The sequence below is a fragment of the Paenibacillus sp. 1011MAR3C5 genome (assembly GCF_003591485.1).
In the GTDB taxonomy this organism is placed as follows: domain Bacteria; phylum Bacillota; class Bacilli; order Paenibacillales; family Paenibacillaceae; genus Pristimantibacillus.
In genome coordinates this window covers 928,336-941,572 of record NZ_QZCF01000002.1, presented here as the reverse complement: position 1 = coordinate 941,572, position 13,237 = coordinate 928,336, and the positions used below count along the sequence as shown (strand labels likewise).

Annotated in this window: 14 protein-coding genes; 12 read left to right on the top strand and 2 right to left on the bottom strand. The window is 46.3% G+C overall.

Translation table 11 applies throughout. The annotated features are described in order from the left end of the window. Positions 1 to 13 precede the first annotated feature (13 nt). The 6 genes from D3P07_RS09535 (at position 14) to D3P07_RS09510 (ending at position 4,408) form a co-directional block, all read left to right on the top strand. A complete protein-coding gene (locus D3P07_RS09535) occupies positions 14 to 328 on the top strand; it encodes a metal-sulfur cluster assembly factor (RefSeq protein WP_182914239.1) in 315 nt (104 codons plus the stop codon). Positions 329 to 483: 155 nt separating this feature from the next. Further along, entirely contained in the window at positions 484 to 936 is a 453-nt protein-coding gene (locus D3P07_RS09530; RefSeq protein ID WP_119799934.1) for a MarR family winged helix-turn-helix transcriptional regulator, read from the top strand. Positions 937 to 959: 23 nt separating this feature from the next. After that, positions 960 to 1,475, top strand: coding sequence for a spermidine/spermine N(1)-acetyltransferase (gene paiA / locus D3P07_RS09525; RefSeq protein WP_119800035.1), 516 nt, complete (start codon positions 960 to 962; stop codon positions 1,473 to 1,475). A 26-nt stretch (positions 1,476 to 1,501) separates the two neighbouring features. Then, the gene (locus D3P07_RS09520) at positions 1,502 to 2,113 is read left to right on the top strand and encodes an FMN-binding negative transcriptional regulator (protein WP_119799933.1); all 612 of its coding nucleotides are present in this window, start codon (positions 1,502 to 1,504) and stop codon (positions 2,111 to 2,113) included. Between the two features lie 278 nt (positions 2,114 to 2,391). After that, positions 2,392 to 3,606, top strand: coding sequence for an MFS transporter (locus tag D3P07_RS09515; RefSeq protein ID WP_119799932.1), 1,215 nt, complete (start codon positions 2,392 to 2,394; stop codon positions 3,604 to 3,606). A gap of 175 nt (positions 3,607 to 3,781) precedes the next feature. Next, complete coding sequence (locus D3P07_RS09510) at positions 3,782 to 4,408, top strand: GNAT family N-acetyltransferase (protein ID WP_119799931.1); 627 nt, start codon at positions 3,782 to 3,784, stop codon at positions 4,406 to 4,408. Between the two features lie 373 nt (positions 4,409 to 4,781). On the opposite strand, the gene D3P07_RS09505 is transcribed toward D3P07_RS09510, so the two are convergent. Further along, positions 4,782 to 5,684, bottom strand: coding sequence for a LysR family transcriptional regulator (locus tag D3P07_RS09505; RefSeq protein WP_119799930.1), 903 nt, complete (start codon positions 5,682 to 5,684; stop codon positions 4,782 to 4,784). Between the two features lie 129 nt (positions 5,685 to 5,813). Between D3P07_RS09505 and D3P07_RS09500 the strand changes: the two genes are divergently transcribed. The 6 genes from D3P07_RS09500 (at position 5,814) to D3P07_RS26940 (ending at position 12,273) form a co-directional block, all read left to right on the top strand. Next, positions 5,814 to 6,899, top strand: a complete 1,086-nt coding sequence (locus D3P07_RS09500) for a polysaccharide deacetylase family protein (protein WP_119799929.1) — start codon at positions 5,814 to 5,816, stop codon at positions 6,897 to 6,899. Positions 6,900 to 6,942: 43 nt separating this feature from the next. Further along, positions 6,943 to 8,181, top strand: a complete 1,239-nt coding sequence (locus tag D3P07_RS09495; RefSeq protein ID WP_119799928.1) for a YbfB/YjiJ family MFS transporter — start codon at positions 6,943 to 6,945, stop codon at positions 8,179 to 8,181. Positions 8,182 to 8,295: 114 nt separating this feature from the next. After that, positions 8,296 to 9,768 carry a spore germination protein gene (locus tag D3P07_RS09490; RefSeq protein ID WP_119799927.1) on the top strand — a complete coding sequence of 491 codons (1,473 nt, stop codon included), beginning with the start codon at positions 8,296 to 8,298 and terminating at the stop codon, positions 9,766 to 9,768. Beyond that, complete coding sequence (locus tag D3P07_RS09485) at positions 9,765 to 10,961, top strand: Ger(x)C family spore germination protein (RefSeq protein WP_119799926.1); 1,197 nt, start codon at positions 9,765 to 9,767, stop codon at positions 10,959 to 10,961. Before D3P07_RS09490 ends, D3P07_RS09485 begins: the two co-directional genes overlap by 4 nt. A gap of 38 nt (positions 10,962 to 10,999) precedes the next feature. Continuing rightward, positions 11,000 to 12,088, top strand: coding sequence for a GerAB/ArcD/ProY family transporter (locus D3P07_RS09480; RefSeq protein WP_119799925.1), 1,089 nt, complete (start codon positions 11,000 to 11,002; stop codon positions 12,086 to 12,088). A gap of 23 nt (positions 12,089 to 12,111) precedes the next feature. Beyond that, complete coding sequence (locus D3P07_RS26940; protein WP_182914238.1) at positions 12,112 to 12,273, top strand: hypothetical protein; 162 nt, start codon at positions 12,112 to 12,114, stop codon at positions 12,271 to 12,273. Here the strand turns inward: D3P07_RS26940 and D3P07_RS09475 are convergent. Continuing rightward, positions 12,268 to 13,080, bottom strand: a complete 813-nt coding sequence (locus D3P07_RS09475; protein WP_119799924.1) for a class I SAM-dependent methyltransferase — start codon at positions 13,078 to 13,080, stop codon at positions 12,268 to 12,270. The two genes, D3P07_RS26940 and D3P07_RS09475, sit on opposite strands and share 6 nt — an antisense overlap. Positions 13,081 to 13,237 lie beyond the last annotated feature (157 nt).

Sequence of the window (13,237 nt, the reverse complement as noted above, 5' to 3'; positions counted from 1 at the left end):
GAAAGGGCTGCCCATGAATGAAGAACAGATAATGACGGCACTTGAAGAAGTGATCGATCCCGAGATTGGCATCAATATCGTTGACCTTGGGCTTGTATACGGGATTGAAGATAAAGGCAACGGGAATGTCGTCGTTGAAATGACGCTCACCATTCCCGAATGTCCTTTGGTTGATCAAATCGTAGCAGACGTCAAAAAAGCGGCAGAATCGGTCGAAGAAATCGAACAAGCCGAAGTGAAGCTTGTGTTTGAACCGAAATGGACGCCTGCGCTAATAAGCGATGATGCCAGGGAACAAATTCGAGCCCGGCAAATGAGCGCGACGTAGAGAACACGAATGCTAGGACAAGAAAGATGCATGCTTAAGAAACCGCGGTCATCGCGGTTTTTTTTGAGTTATGTTGCAAATACAACAAATATGAGTTAAATTATATTTGCGCCGTATTTGTTGCAATTACAACATAATATTCAAAGGAGTTCATGATGAAGGAAATTCTACGTGAGATTGGAATGATAGCAAGAGCATTGGATTCAATTAGCAATATAGAATTCAAAGAATATGACCTAACTAAAGGGCAGTATTTATATCTTGTGCGGATATGTGAGAACCCAGGGATTATTCAAGAAAAATTAGCTGAAATGATAAAGGTAGATCGAACAACTGCAGCCCGTGCTATAAGTAAACTTGAAATAAGTGGATTTATCGAAAAGAAAGACGATTCTCATAACAAAAAAATAAAAAAACTTTTTCCAACTGAAAAAGGGGAAAAGGTATATCCCTTTATAAAACGGGAAAATGATTATTCCAATGGGGTCGCGCTAACTGAGTTCTCCGAAAGTGAAGCCGAAACCATTTTCAGCTTACTGCAAAGAGTCAGAATAAACGTGGAGAAGGACTGGGAACTTGTGAAGAAGGGGAAAAAGAGAAATTATTAATCTTTATAGGGAGGACAATGAAATTGACTATTCATATAACAAAGTGCATGTTTGAAGATATAAACTTGCTTCAAGATATTAGTGTTGAGACGTTTACTGAGACTTTTGAGAATCATAATTCACCCAAAAATATGAAGGTTTATTTGGAAAAAGCTTTTAACATAAAACAATTAGAAATGGAGCTATCCAATCATTGTTCGGAGTTCTTTTTTGTTTATATGAACAATGAAGTTGCCGGTTATTTAAAGGTCAATATTAATGATGCTCAGAATGAAGACATGGGAGATGAATCACTTGAAATGGAGAGGATTTATATAAGGAGCAGATTTCAAAGGCATGGACTTGGGAAGTGCCTGCTTAATAAAGCTATTGAAGTAGCAATGGAACGCAGTAAAAAGAAAATTTGGCTCGGTGTATGGGAAAATAATGATCATGCAATTGCATTTTATAAGAAGAAGGGCTTTGTTCAAACAGGAGTACACTCATTCTTTATGGGTAGTGACGAACAAACAGATATCATCATGACTAGAACCTTGTAGAAGCAGCCAGCGGGGAGGAGAAAACTATGTATATTCCTTCATATTTTAAAATGGAAGATTTAAATGACGCTTATGCAGTTATAAGAGAAAATAGTTTTGCAACACTATGTTCACAACATAATGAAGCACCCTTCGCGACACATTTGCCATTAATATTAGATCAGGAAAACAAGTGCTTATACGGGCATTTTGCACGTCCTAATCCGCAGTATAAGGATATCGGCAATCAAAACGTATTAGCTATTTTTCATGGCCCGCATTGCTATATCTCTCCTTCATGGTATGAAACAGAAAATGCAGTTCCAACTTGGAATTATGTGACCGTTCATGTATACGGCGAAGTAACATTTATTGATGACAAGAAGGAGTTAATGGACTCCTTGCATGACATGATTATGAAGTATGAAGCTCCTGATCGTCCCTATAAACTCGAAGAAGTAGATGCAGAATATATAGCCGGAATGAATAAAGGAATTCAAGGATTCAAGATAACAATCAACAAGATAGAAGGGAAAGCAAAGTTAAGCCAAAACCATCCCGTTAAACGGCAAGAAATGGTTATTAAGCAACTGGAACAGATTCAGAATGAAGATGAACGAAAGATCGCTTTACTTATGAAAGCAAACTTGCATAGATGAAAGAAGGGCAAAGTCTGCGGCGACGCAGACTTTTTTTGTTCTGTTTTTTACAAATAGGTCGATGAGACCGTCATAAATGCGCGAGGGTGCGCCATTTGTTACTTTAAGTGGGTTAGATCGACTTAATCGGGATGAAAATGAAAACGTCTCAATCTGAGCTTAGTAGGTGATGGCCGATTTTTATTTCTATTCAGTACAGACAACTTGTTTAACTTCTAGTAGAATGCTCTTTATGGACTTCATGATTGAACAGATTGAAAGGGTGGAATAACGACATCATGAAATTAAAGCAACCAGTCAAAAGCCTTCCGGGAGAGCCGAAAGGGAGTTTTCCGATCTCATTGATCTCGCTCACCGTTGGCGCATTTGCCATCGGCATGACCGAATTCGTTATTATGGGCATCCTGCCTAACGTAGCGGGCGATCTGGGCGTAAGCATACCCGCAGCGGGCCAGTTGATTACGATGTACGCGCTAGGAGTGGCGGTCGGCGCCCCAATCCTTACGCTGCTGACTCACCGAATTCCGCAGAAAAAACTGCTGATCGTGCTTATGCTGCTCTTTATTGCGGGGAACGGCTTAGCTGTTATCGCACCGAACTATGCCGTTTTAATGGGCGCGAGAGTGCTCACCGCACTCACGCACGGCACCTTTTTCGGTGTTGGGGCGGTCATCGCGTCAGGCTTGGTACGGCCCGACAAGAAAGCTGGTGCCGTATCCGTCATGATGGCCGGCTTGACCATTTCGAATATTCTAGGCGTACCGCTAGGTACTTACATCGGGCAAAATTGGGGATGGCGCGCGTCCTTCGGAGCTATTGCCCTGATGGGAGTCGTCGCCTTGATCGGCATCATTATATTAATCCCGCGTTTGCAACAGCCGAAGGCGACCGGCATTCTTCAGCAGGTAGCAGCTCTGATTAATCCGAAACTAATGGTATTCCTGCTCATCTGTGCGCTGGGCAACGCGGGGTTATTCGCCGTCTTCACTTACATTACGCCGCTGCTCGTCGATATTACGGGATTTGCCGAGCATAGCGTCACCTGGATACTGGTCTTGTTCGGCGTTGGCGTAACTGTCGGCAATATCGTCGGCGGCAAACTGGCGGACTGGAAGCTTATGCCCTCGCTTCTGGGAACCTATGCGGTTGTCGTTGTTGCATTAACGGCGTTGACCTTTACGATCCAAAATGAGATTGCCGCTATTGTGACGATCTTTGTCTGGGGCGCCGGTGCCTTTGCCGTGATGCCGGGCTTGCAGGTGCGCATTATGAGCATTGCCAAGGACGCACCGGCATTAGCCTCCACATCCAGCCATTCTGCGGGGAATCTCGGCAATGCGGTGGGCGCTTTTGTCGGCGGGTGGGTCATTACCCATATGTCGCTGGCTTCGCTTCCGTGGGTCGGAGCAATCCTTGTGGGCCTCGCTCTAGCCATCGGAGCGGGCAGCATGCTAGCGGATAAGCGGACGGCAGTGAGTTCGTTACACAAATAAACGAGGAATGAGCAAGAATAATAGCCCCCTGCTTGGTCAAGGATGACCGGGCGGGGGCTTTTGGTTATGTTGGCATTTTCCAGTCTCGTTTTACAAAACATCCAATCTCCGCTAGTTCATTATCCGGTATGATAGCAGTAAACAAAAAAATAAAATGAACAGGCGGCGCAATTCTATGAATACGAACATAATGGATGTCGGAATAAAGCTGATGGGGCAAACGATCGATCTTGTACTGCTGGAGCTTGAGCATAAGGAAGAACTGGCTGCTGTGCTGCACGACGATGCCATTTGGGCATTTACATGGCGGAAAATCACGACGCTGGAGCAAGCGCAGGCTTTGGTTGACGAAGCGCTGCGGGAGCGGTCGGGAGGTTCTCAGCTTCCTTTTGCCGTTATCGAAAAGAGTACGGGTCTCATCGTCGGCACTACGAGAATCGCGGCGATCAGCCAGGGACATCGTCATGCGGAGATCGGCTATTCCTGGCTGTCGCCACGCGTATGGCGAACCTCCGTCAATACGGAATGCAAGAGGCTTTTGCTCGGCTACTGCTTCGAACACTTACATATGCTTCGCGTCCAATTTTCGATTAGTCACTACAACGTCAGATCGCAGCGCGCCGTCGAGCGGCTTGGGGCCGTACAAGAAGGAGTTCTGAGGAAGGCAAGAATCAAACCCGATGGAACAGTGCACGATGTTATGCTCTACAGCATTCTGGCTAGCGAGTGGGAGGTCGTCAAGGAACGGCTCGACGGCTACTTAAGCCATAGAAGCACTAGCGTTCCTACTATAGAAGCCTAATGTCTCTAAAAGTAGTTAAGTGATTAGGCTGGAGACAGCACTCGATGGTTTGATAGGGAAGAAATCATGCTTTACAAGATAAACGATAATGATTTTGAATCGTTCAATTCATTGGAAAGAGGAGCAGCAGTTCAATTGAGGAATGAGAAAACCTTATCGGCCAAATGAATGGAGGAGCCTGAACAACTATTTACTGGCTTGACGGCAATCCTCCTTCATGTCGATCCGGAACGTATCGAGTAGAAGGTTAGGTCAACAAACGAAAATAACGCAATGGAGCAGCGAAAAATACTTCCCTGTGACATTGCGTTTTTTGTAGTGGATGCGATTATTGCACCGAGTAGGTGAGGAATGAAGGTTAGGGGTCCTTAAATCACGCACTTGGCAGAGCAGGATGGGGTTCACAGATACCTCTAATTGCTTCCATTAACAATAGTGCTGCCTTGCCGAGGAAGTTTTTGTCTTTATAAGCGATGCCTATCGTTACGACAAGGTTCAAATCGGCTAGAGGTCTTATGACCAAGGAGCCCTCCTGCTCCAGACTACTGTATATCGGAACAATCCCCATGCCGAGCTCTGCCTTCACCATTTGTTGAATAACAAAGAAGCTTCCAACCTCCATACATGAGAACTCGTGTTGTCCAGCTCTATCAATTGCCGTTTCCCAAAGCTCACGATAGATACAGCTCGGTTCTTTGACCAGAACGGTTTGCCCTGCGAGGTCGCTCGCTGAGATCCTGTCTCGTTCAGCTAATGGGTGATTCTTATTTAACATGACTCCTAATTGTTCCTCTAGCAGCGGCTCAAACTCCAGCATGAGCTTTGAAGGCGGAGCCGAGCATATGCCGAAATCCAGTTCGCCAGCCTTAAGCCTCTCCGCGATTAATCTGCTGCCGCCTACTTCCATGGATAACGCCACTTTCGGCCGAGTTTTGCAATAGTCAGCTATAACGGTCGCTAGCTGCTGGCTTGCGAAGGGCTCGATAGAGGCAAAACGCACCGAGCCGTTATCTCCCTCTGCAATATCCGATACAGTCTGCCTTATGGCACCAATCGACTTCAGTAAAGTTATAGCCTCATGATAGAGCCATCGGCCGGCTTCGGTCACGATCACGCGTTTTCCGTCGCGCACGAATAAGGAAACGTCCAGATCAGCTTCGAGACGCTGAATTTGAAGGGTTACCGTAGAGGGCGCATATTGGAGTTCCTCGGCGGCTTTCAGAAAATGTCCAAGACGCACGCAAGCCTCGAAGGTCTTTAAAGCTCGAAGATCCATTAACCTCACCTTTGTTTAAGTAATTTGAATCATTTGTTCATATTATTCAATTTTACAAAACAATACTACAATTTTACAATAGGGTCAACGGTATCTTTTTGAATGGATATCACAGAAGGGGGATTTACAATGACAAACTTGGTCATTACTCACGGCAATACAGCCATTTCTCAATGTGCCTTTACGTTCGATGACGGTCCAATGCGGATTTCGATTGACGCATGGCTGGATGCCTTGGAGCAGGGAGGCGCGCGAGGGACGTTTTTTTTAACAGGCGAATGGTTCGATCGGTACCCGGCGAAAGCAAGAGAAATGTTAGCCAGGGGCCATGAGCTCACAACGCATACCTACCATCACCGGAGAATGGCGGACGTGACCAAAGAGGTATTCTTCGAAGAGCTGAAGCTGGCTGAGCTCGCTTATCAAGAAGCGACGGGAAGGCCCGCACCGACCTTCATGCGTTTTCCTTATGCCTCTTATCGGGAGGAGAATCTGGAATGGCTCCGGGAATGGAATTATCTGCTCATCGAAGGGGAGGATACCGTCGACTGGTCGGGACCGCCAAGCGCGCAGCTTGTGGAGCGGGCGATACCCGAGCTAGTCAATGGTTCGATATTAATTTTTCATGCCAATGAAATCGCCAAGGAGACGCCTCAGGCTGTCAAATCACTTGTACAATATACACATGCCAAAGGTCTTGCCATCGTTCCCGTATCTGAGCTGCTTCATGCTAATGGCATCAAGGCAGGTGAACGCAGCTGGCAAGTCCGCTTCAAACCGTCTCTCCAAGCTTCTATCCATCTTGAGCAGTGGAAGCGTGTAGTTGGGGAAGAGGAATTGCGGAAGCTGGCCGCCGATTCACTTGAATGGGGGAACCCGAAAGCCCCGACAGGATCAGGCGCCTATAGCAAATGGCTGCAAATGCTCTCCATGCAGATCCAGTCGGATGGCGAAACGCGTGTTGTCGCTCGCAGCTTTGCTGATCAGCACTGGGCCTATGTGTGTGCTTCGGTACGCGGCGGCGCGCTGGTGCTGGAGGACTTCGCTACGAAGGAACCCCATGCGGATGCCTTGGTCTATATGCTGCAATGGGCGGCTCACGAGGCATCGATCTTAGGTTGCGAGTGGGTTACCAGCACACAGGACATGCGCCGTATTCACAAGCTATGTGAACAGTTGGGCTTCGAGTCGGAGATTGTTTTGCAAGAAGGATAACGGCAATGTAGATCGATTTATTACTTGGGGGAAGATGGGCGATATGGGCACAAAATCCGCATTGAATTGGATTACGCTATGGGCATCGTTATTGTTTGTGGTCATACTTGGATTTTCCCGTCTTTCCTACGGCATGTTCTTGCCTGGGATACAGAGGGTGATCGGGGGAAGCTACGGACAGCTCGGTATACTCGGGACCGTCAACTTTATTGGTTATTTAGTCGGGACATTATGCCTTTCTCCTTTGATCTCGCGGTTTCCAGACCACAAACCTGTCATTAATCGGTTGACGTGCTTATTGCTCGGATTGACGTTGATCGGCTCGGCATTTAGTGATCATTTCACCGAACTTGGACTTTGGCGGTTCGCCATCGGATTGTTATCGGCCTTAGCTACCGTATTAGTCCTGTCCATTGCCATGGATGCTGTTCGACCAGAGGAGCGTGGAGCGGCATCGGGTCTTATATGGCTGGGCGGATCGGCCGGCATACTAGTGACCGGTTTATTCGCCCCCTTTACGATAGATCCTTCACACTTGCAGGGGTGGCGATATGCTTGGGTGATCATGGGCATATTCGGGGTCATTGCCGCGATCGGTTTCGAGTTCGTCACTAGAAAAAGGGGAGACGAAAAAACATTCTCACAGACCGAATCGAAGCCACCGGACAAAGAAAGCGTAAAGGTGTATCGTCTCCTGTTGAACCCAAAGAAGCTCTTGTTCCTTATCGCTTCTTATTTCTTCTTCGGCTGGGGTTACATCATTTATTTTACGTATTTGATTCCCTATCTGGTGAGCAAAGGCATTCCGTCCCTCTATGCCGGGTTGATTTGGTCCGGAATCGGATTTGCGGGATTGTTCAACGGATGGATTGGAGGCAAGGCCATTGACCGATGGCCAAGCGGGTATACGCTTGCGTCGGGGTTAACCTTGGGGACAATTGGGGTGATTGGGGTAGTCACCAATCATATGTTATTTACGGTGCTTGGAGCCGCCATGATTGGGCTGGTGTCCTTTATTACCCCGCCGCTGATGACGACTGCACTCCTTCGTCGCCATGTCCCTCATCACGCGTACGCGGCATGTCTTAGCCTAGCCACTGCTTTTTTTGCCTCAGGACAGATTATCGGCCCCATCGTTGGGGGCGTGGTGGTCGAACAGTTCGGCTTGCAATCCGGCGTGGCATCCAGCGCCATCTTTATGGCGATTGCCGCTGCGCTGGCTGGAGTGTATGGACAACAGCAACGAAAGCTGGCGCTCCGTGAGCTGCCAATCACCGTTTAATTTCTATAGAAAACACGCGATGTCACATTGTGATATCGCGTGTTTTCGTATAATCCGAAATCAGCTGGCTCATATTAATAAAAATCAGTTAGCCAAAAAAAGGATGATTTTGAATTGGCGCCCAACGAGCGACGAGACAGCGCTGCCAGCAGTTATATGCTATGTGCAGATTTGGATGAAAATTTTAAGCAATTCCAGGCTGTTTTTAACAAATGCGGGGATATCCAGTACCGGCAGTTTGAACTGAATACAGCGCAGCAAGGTGCGTTTGTTTTTTTAAGCGGACTAGGCGATATTAACGCCGTTGATATGGATTTGTTGAAATATGCCATTGAATCAAGCCTAATAGGAAGGTCGGAAGGGCTAACTGAGGCTGCTAAAGCTTCTATCCAGTCAAAGCTAAGCTTCACGTCACAAACGAGCTGGAGCGACGATTTTCAAGCATCCGTTGCGAAGATTTTATCGGGAGAGCTTGCAGTGCTTCTGGATGGTTTCACACAAGTCTTGTTACTGAACGTGAAAGAAATGGAGACAAGATCCATTGAAGAACCGGCTACGGAAGCTGTAATCCGCGGCCCAAGGGATGGCTTTCAAGAAAACATTAGCACGAATATCAGCCTGATTCGCAGAAGGCTAAAAACAGCGCAGCTAAAGTCGGAAATGTTTACAGCAGGAACGTTATCCGGAACCGAAATTGCAATGGTCTATCTGGAGGGCATTACAAAAGAAAGTTTAATAACAGAAGTAAAGGAACGAGTTGGCCGGATTAAAATTAATGCCATATTGGAAAGCGGATATGTGGAAGAACTGATTGAGGATAATTCCGTATCGCCGTTCCCTCAAGTGATGGTAACCGAACGTCCGGATAAAGTAGTCGGGAACCTGCTGGAAGGCAAGGTCGCCATCATCATAGACAATACGCCATTCGTGATTGTCGTACCAGGCACTTTTTTTCAACTGCTACAATCTCCTGAAGATTATTATCAACGCTATTTCATTGCTTCTGCTATTCGGATTTTGCGATTTATAGCGGTTGTTTCTTCTCTGCTCTTGCCGTCTCTATACGTTGCTCTAACAACCTATCATCACGAAATGATACCGACGATGCTGCTCATCAGTATCGCTTCTTCCCGGGAAACGGTGCCTTTTCCTGCCTTTGTTGAGGCTTTGCTGATGGAGGTTGCTTTTGAAGGATTGCGGGAGGCCGGTGTCCGTCTACCGCGTCCAGTGGGACAAGGGGTAAGCATCGTCGGAGCCTTGGTCATCGGTCAGGCCGCCGTAGCAGCTGGTATTGTTTCCTCGCCACTGCTGATCATCGTGTCGATGACCGGTATCGCATCCTTTTTGTTCCCCAGCTTTCAATTGGGGCTTGCCTTCCGGCTGCTGCGCTTTCCCATGATGATTGCCGCTGCAACGTTTGGCCTCTATGGCATCTTAATGCTTGTATTGCTGCTGCTGCTTCATATGCTTCATCTCCAGTCGTTTGGTGTTCCCTATATGGCGCCATTGTCGCCAATGCGTGCACGAGAACTCAAGGATGTCATCCTTCGGGACAACTGGTTGAAGATGACCAAGTCTCCCAAATGAGAAAATCGATCCTTCTGTTGCTCACGCTACTAATCCTTATATTGCAGACTGGCTGCTGGAGCAGGATAGAATTAAATGATGTCGCTATCGTTACAGCGTCAGCCATAGACCTAGCCCAAGATGGAAAGTACAAACTAAGCGTGCAGATTCTAAAAATGAAAATGACCAAGGGAATGAGTGAAAAAGGCGGTTCCAGTGAAAATGCTACCCTGATTATCTCTGCAAAAGGGGATACGATCATGGATGCCCTTAACGTTCTTCAGAAAAAGATTCCCCGGCAAATTATTTTCTCTCATAATCGGGTCATTCTTGTCGGTGAAAAATTGGCCAGAGCAGGGATTGCACCCGCTATAGACTTCTTCTCCAGGCATCGAGAGGCCCGGGGGAACAGCTATTTGCTGACGACAAGGGGAGAGGCCGTCGAGTTATTGAAGGCTCCTCCGAACTTTGAAATTTTTACAGGAGAGGAGATGCGTGAAGAAGAGAAAGCAAGAATGCTGGATAGCGCCAGTATCAGAGATTTTATCTACCGCTTGCTTGAAAAAGGAATAGAGCCTACAAGCTCACAGATGCAGGTCGTACCTTTGAGCGATCCGAACGGCAAGCCAATGAAAGAAGAAGAGCTGGGGCTAGGGCTGGTCGGTGTCGGGATTTATCGCAAGGACAAATTAATAGGGTGGATGAACCGGTCTGAAGCCGAATGTTTATTATGGCTGAGAAACAGGATGAAAAACTCCGTTCTGACAGTTGCTGTTCCCGGGAAGGATCAATCGTCAGGTAAAGTAAGTGTTCAGCTTATCCAAGCAAAAACCAAGTTCAAATCGAAAATCTCAGGGGAGAAGATTCAATTTGAGGTAACGGTAAAAATGACCGGTGAATTATTTGAAAATACAACTAAGCTAAGTATTAAAGAAATAAACAATTTGAACAGCATTCAACATGCGCTTGAAAAAGAGATCGAAAACCGTGTAACCATGACGATAAACAAGCTGCAAAAGCAATTTAAATCGGATGCCATTGGTTTTGGAAGCATCCTGCACCGGCAGCATAAGAGCGACTGGAACAAAAAAATAGCGGCTAGATGGGAAGAGGAATTCCCGAATATTGAAGTGAACACGAAAGCTGCTTTTAAGCTTACCGGAACTGGACGTGCGAATGAATCCATTGTAGATGAAGAAGAATTGGAAAAATAGAACCAATAAATTCGCATAAGGAATAGGAATATTACGGTATGGACACTATTTCTAGGCACCAATTGCTGGCCATCTCCATTATCTATCAAATCGGGACTACCATCATATTTGGTTTTGCCTCCGGGGCAGGAAGAGATTCCTGGCTGGCTGTTTTGATTTCCACCCTGTTGGGAACAGCCATCATCTTGGTTTATGTCAGTGTAACGCATTTGAACCCGGGCTTGACCTATATTGAATGTTACCCGAAACAATTCGGCAAATGGCTGGGCACGCCTATCGCTTGGCTTCATCCGTTACTGTTTTTGTATATCGCGGGGAGGATTGTCGCAGACATCAACAATTTGGTGCCATCGACGATTTTGCCAGGCACACCTTCATGGGCTATTCTTGCAGTCTTTATGATAGTGATTGGCTATGCTCTTTTTCTGGGCTTAAAGGTGATGGGGAGATTGGCCGAAATCATACTTCCGCTTCTGGGTCTCATCTATATCGTAGAAGTGGTATTAATTATGAGCTCCGGCGTTATCGATCTCGATAACTTATTCCCGTTATTGGACAAAGGATGGAACAGGGTGTGGAAGGTGGTGTGGCCGCTGGGGGTCATTCAATCTTATGGGGAGTCGCTTGCTTTGGCCATGATTTGGACTTCAGTCAAGCCTAAGGGGCGGGTGGCCCGAACGATGATTCTGTCGACTCTTCTGGCAGGCAGCTTTATCGCCTTCACGGATGCCATGGTGGTTGCTGTATTTGGTGAAGAAATTTTTATGCGGGCGACTTATCCCATGTATGTGTTAATCCAAACCATTAACGTTGCGGATTTCATTACACAGCTTGATGCGACAGGTGTATTGTACTTTTGCTTTATGGCGTTTTTAAAGACTTATATTTTTCTGTTTGCTACGGTACGAAGTATTCAAAAGCTAACCTATGCGCAAAGCAACCGTAATTTTATTATACCTGTCAGTGCCATAGCGTTTGTACTCGGCCTAACTATGGCACCGAATGTGATCGTACATATTACGGTGGCTGAGAAGATCGTTCCGTACAGTCCCATTTATTTATCCTTAATGATTTTCATTCCAATGGTACTGATGGCCGTATCCTGGATACGAAGAAAACAAGCCTGATCTGACAAGCGGGAGGGGACAGAATGGCAAGCTTTATGGCGTTTTGGAAATCCGATATGATGCTGAAATATCCTTGGGCACAACCGGTGGTTTTTGCCGCGGCTGCAATCGTGCTGTCATTCTTTACCTGGTTCAGAAAGCCCCGGCAAGATCGCTCGAAGGATTCCGATTCCGAGGAGCTATAGCTTTCTTGCTTTGATGACAAAAGTTACAGGAAGCATCTTGGCTTTCTGCGCAAAATCGCTGTTATCGTTCCGCGACTGCATGATATCTTCATCAGATTCCTCAATCATTTGCTCGATGACAAATCCCGACTTTGCCAATGCATTCACATAGGTGGATAGTTTACGGTCCGACAATGTCAGCGCACCTTCATCAAGAGATACCGAATACCACGATTCATCGAAGTACCTTTTTTTGAAAGCAAGCCTATTATTTTCTGCGGCAACACATTTGTGTATAGGATGAGACCAACTGAATATAAATACACCGTCCTTCTTCAGGTAAGAAGCGATCCGGCGGAAAGTACCCTCAAGATCGGTGGTCCAGCCTATAGCATAAATCGAATACACGCAGTCAAAATAATCCAAGGGCAGGCCACATTCTTCTTCCATGGGAGAGCAGAGCAATTGTGCTGAAAGACCGCATGTCTTCAACTGTAGTTTTGCCTTTTCGATTTGTTTTTCTGATAGATCCACTCCCCAGAGTTCAGATGCCTTCCGTTCCCCGTGATATTGCAAGGATTGACCATTGCCACAGCCTATCTCCAGCATCCTCTTCCCTGAGACATCGCCAAACAGCTGGCATTTTTCTTCAGAGACATATGCTCCATAATAGGGAAGCACGATAGCTCCTAAGAAATCATTTCCTTTCGTATCCCAATAGAAGCTGTTTGTTTGATAGACAGCATTTTGGTCCATGTCGACCGAGATGGCGCGGCCAACCTCGCCAGCGCCTATAATGTTTGTTGGATACACAGCATCCTTGTTCATGTCTTTTCCCTCCTCAAATGTTTCGTTATGACAATGGTAGGTCGCTTCGTCAAATAACAAAGTAGATAAATTAATTATTTTAAGTATAAAAAGCTAGTTTAAAAAAGAGCATCGATTATATACAATATATGTAGTATGAGATGACGAAATCAAATAG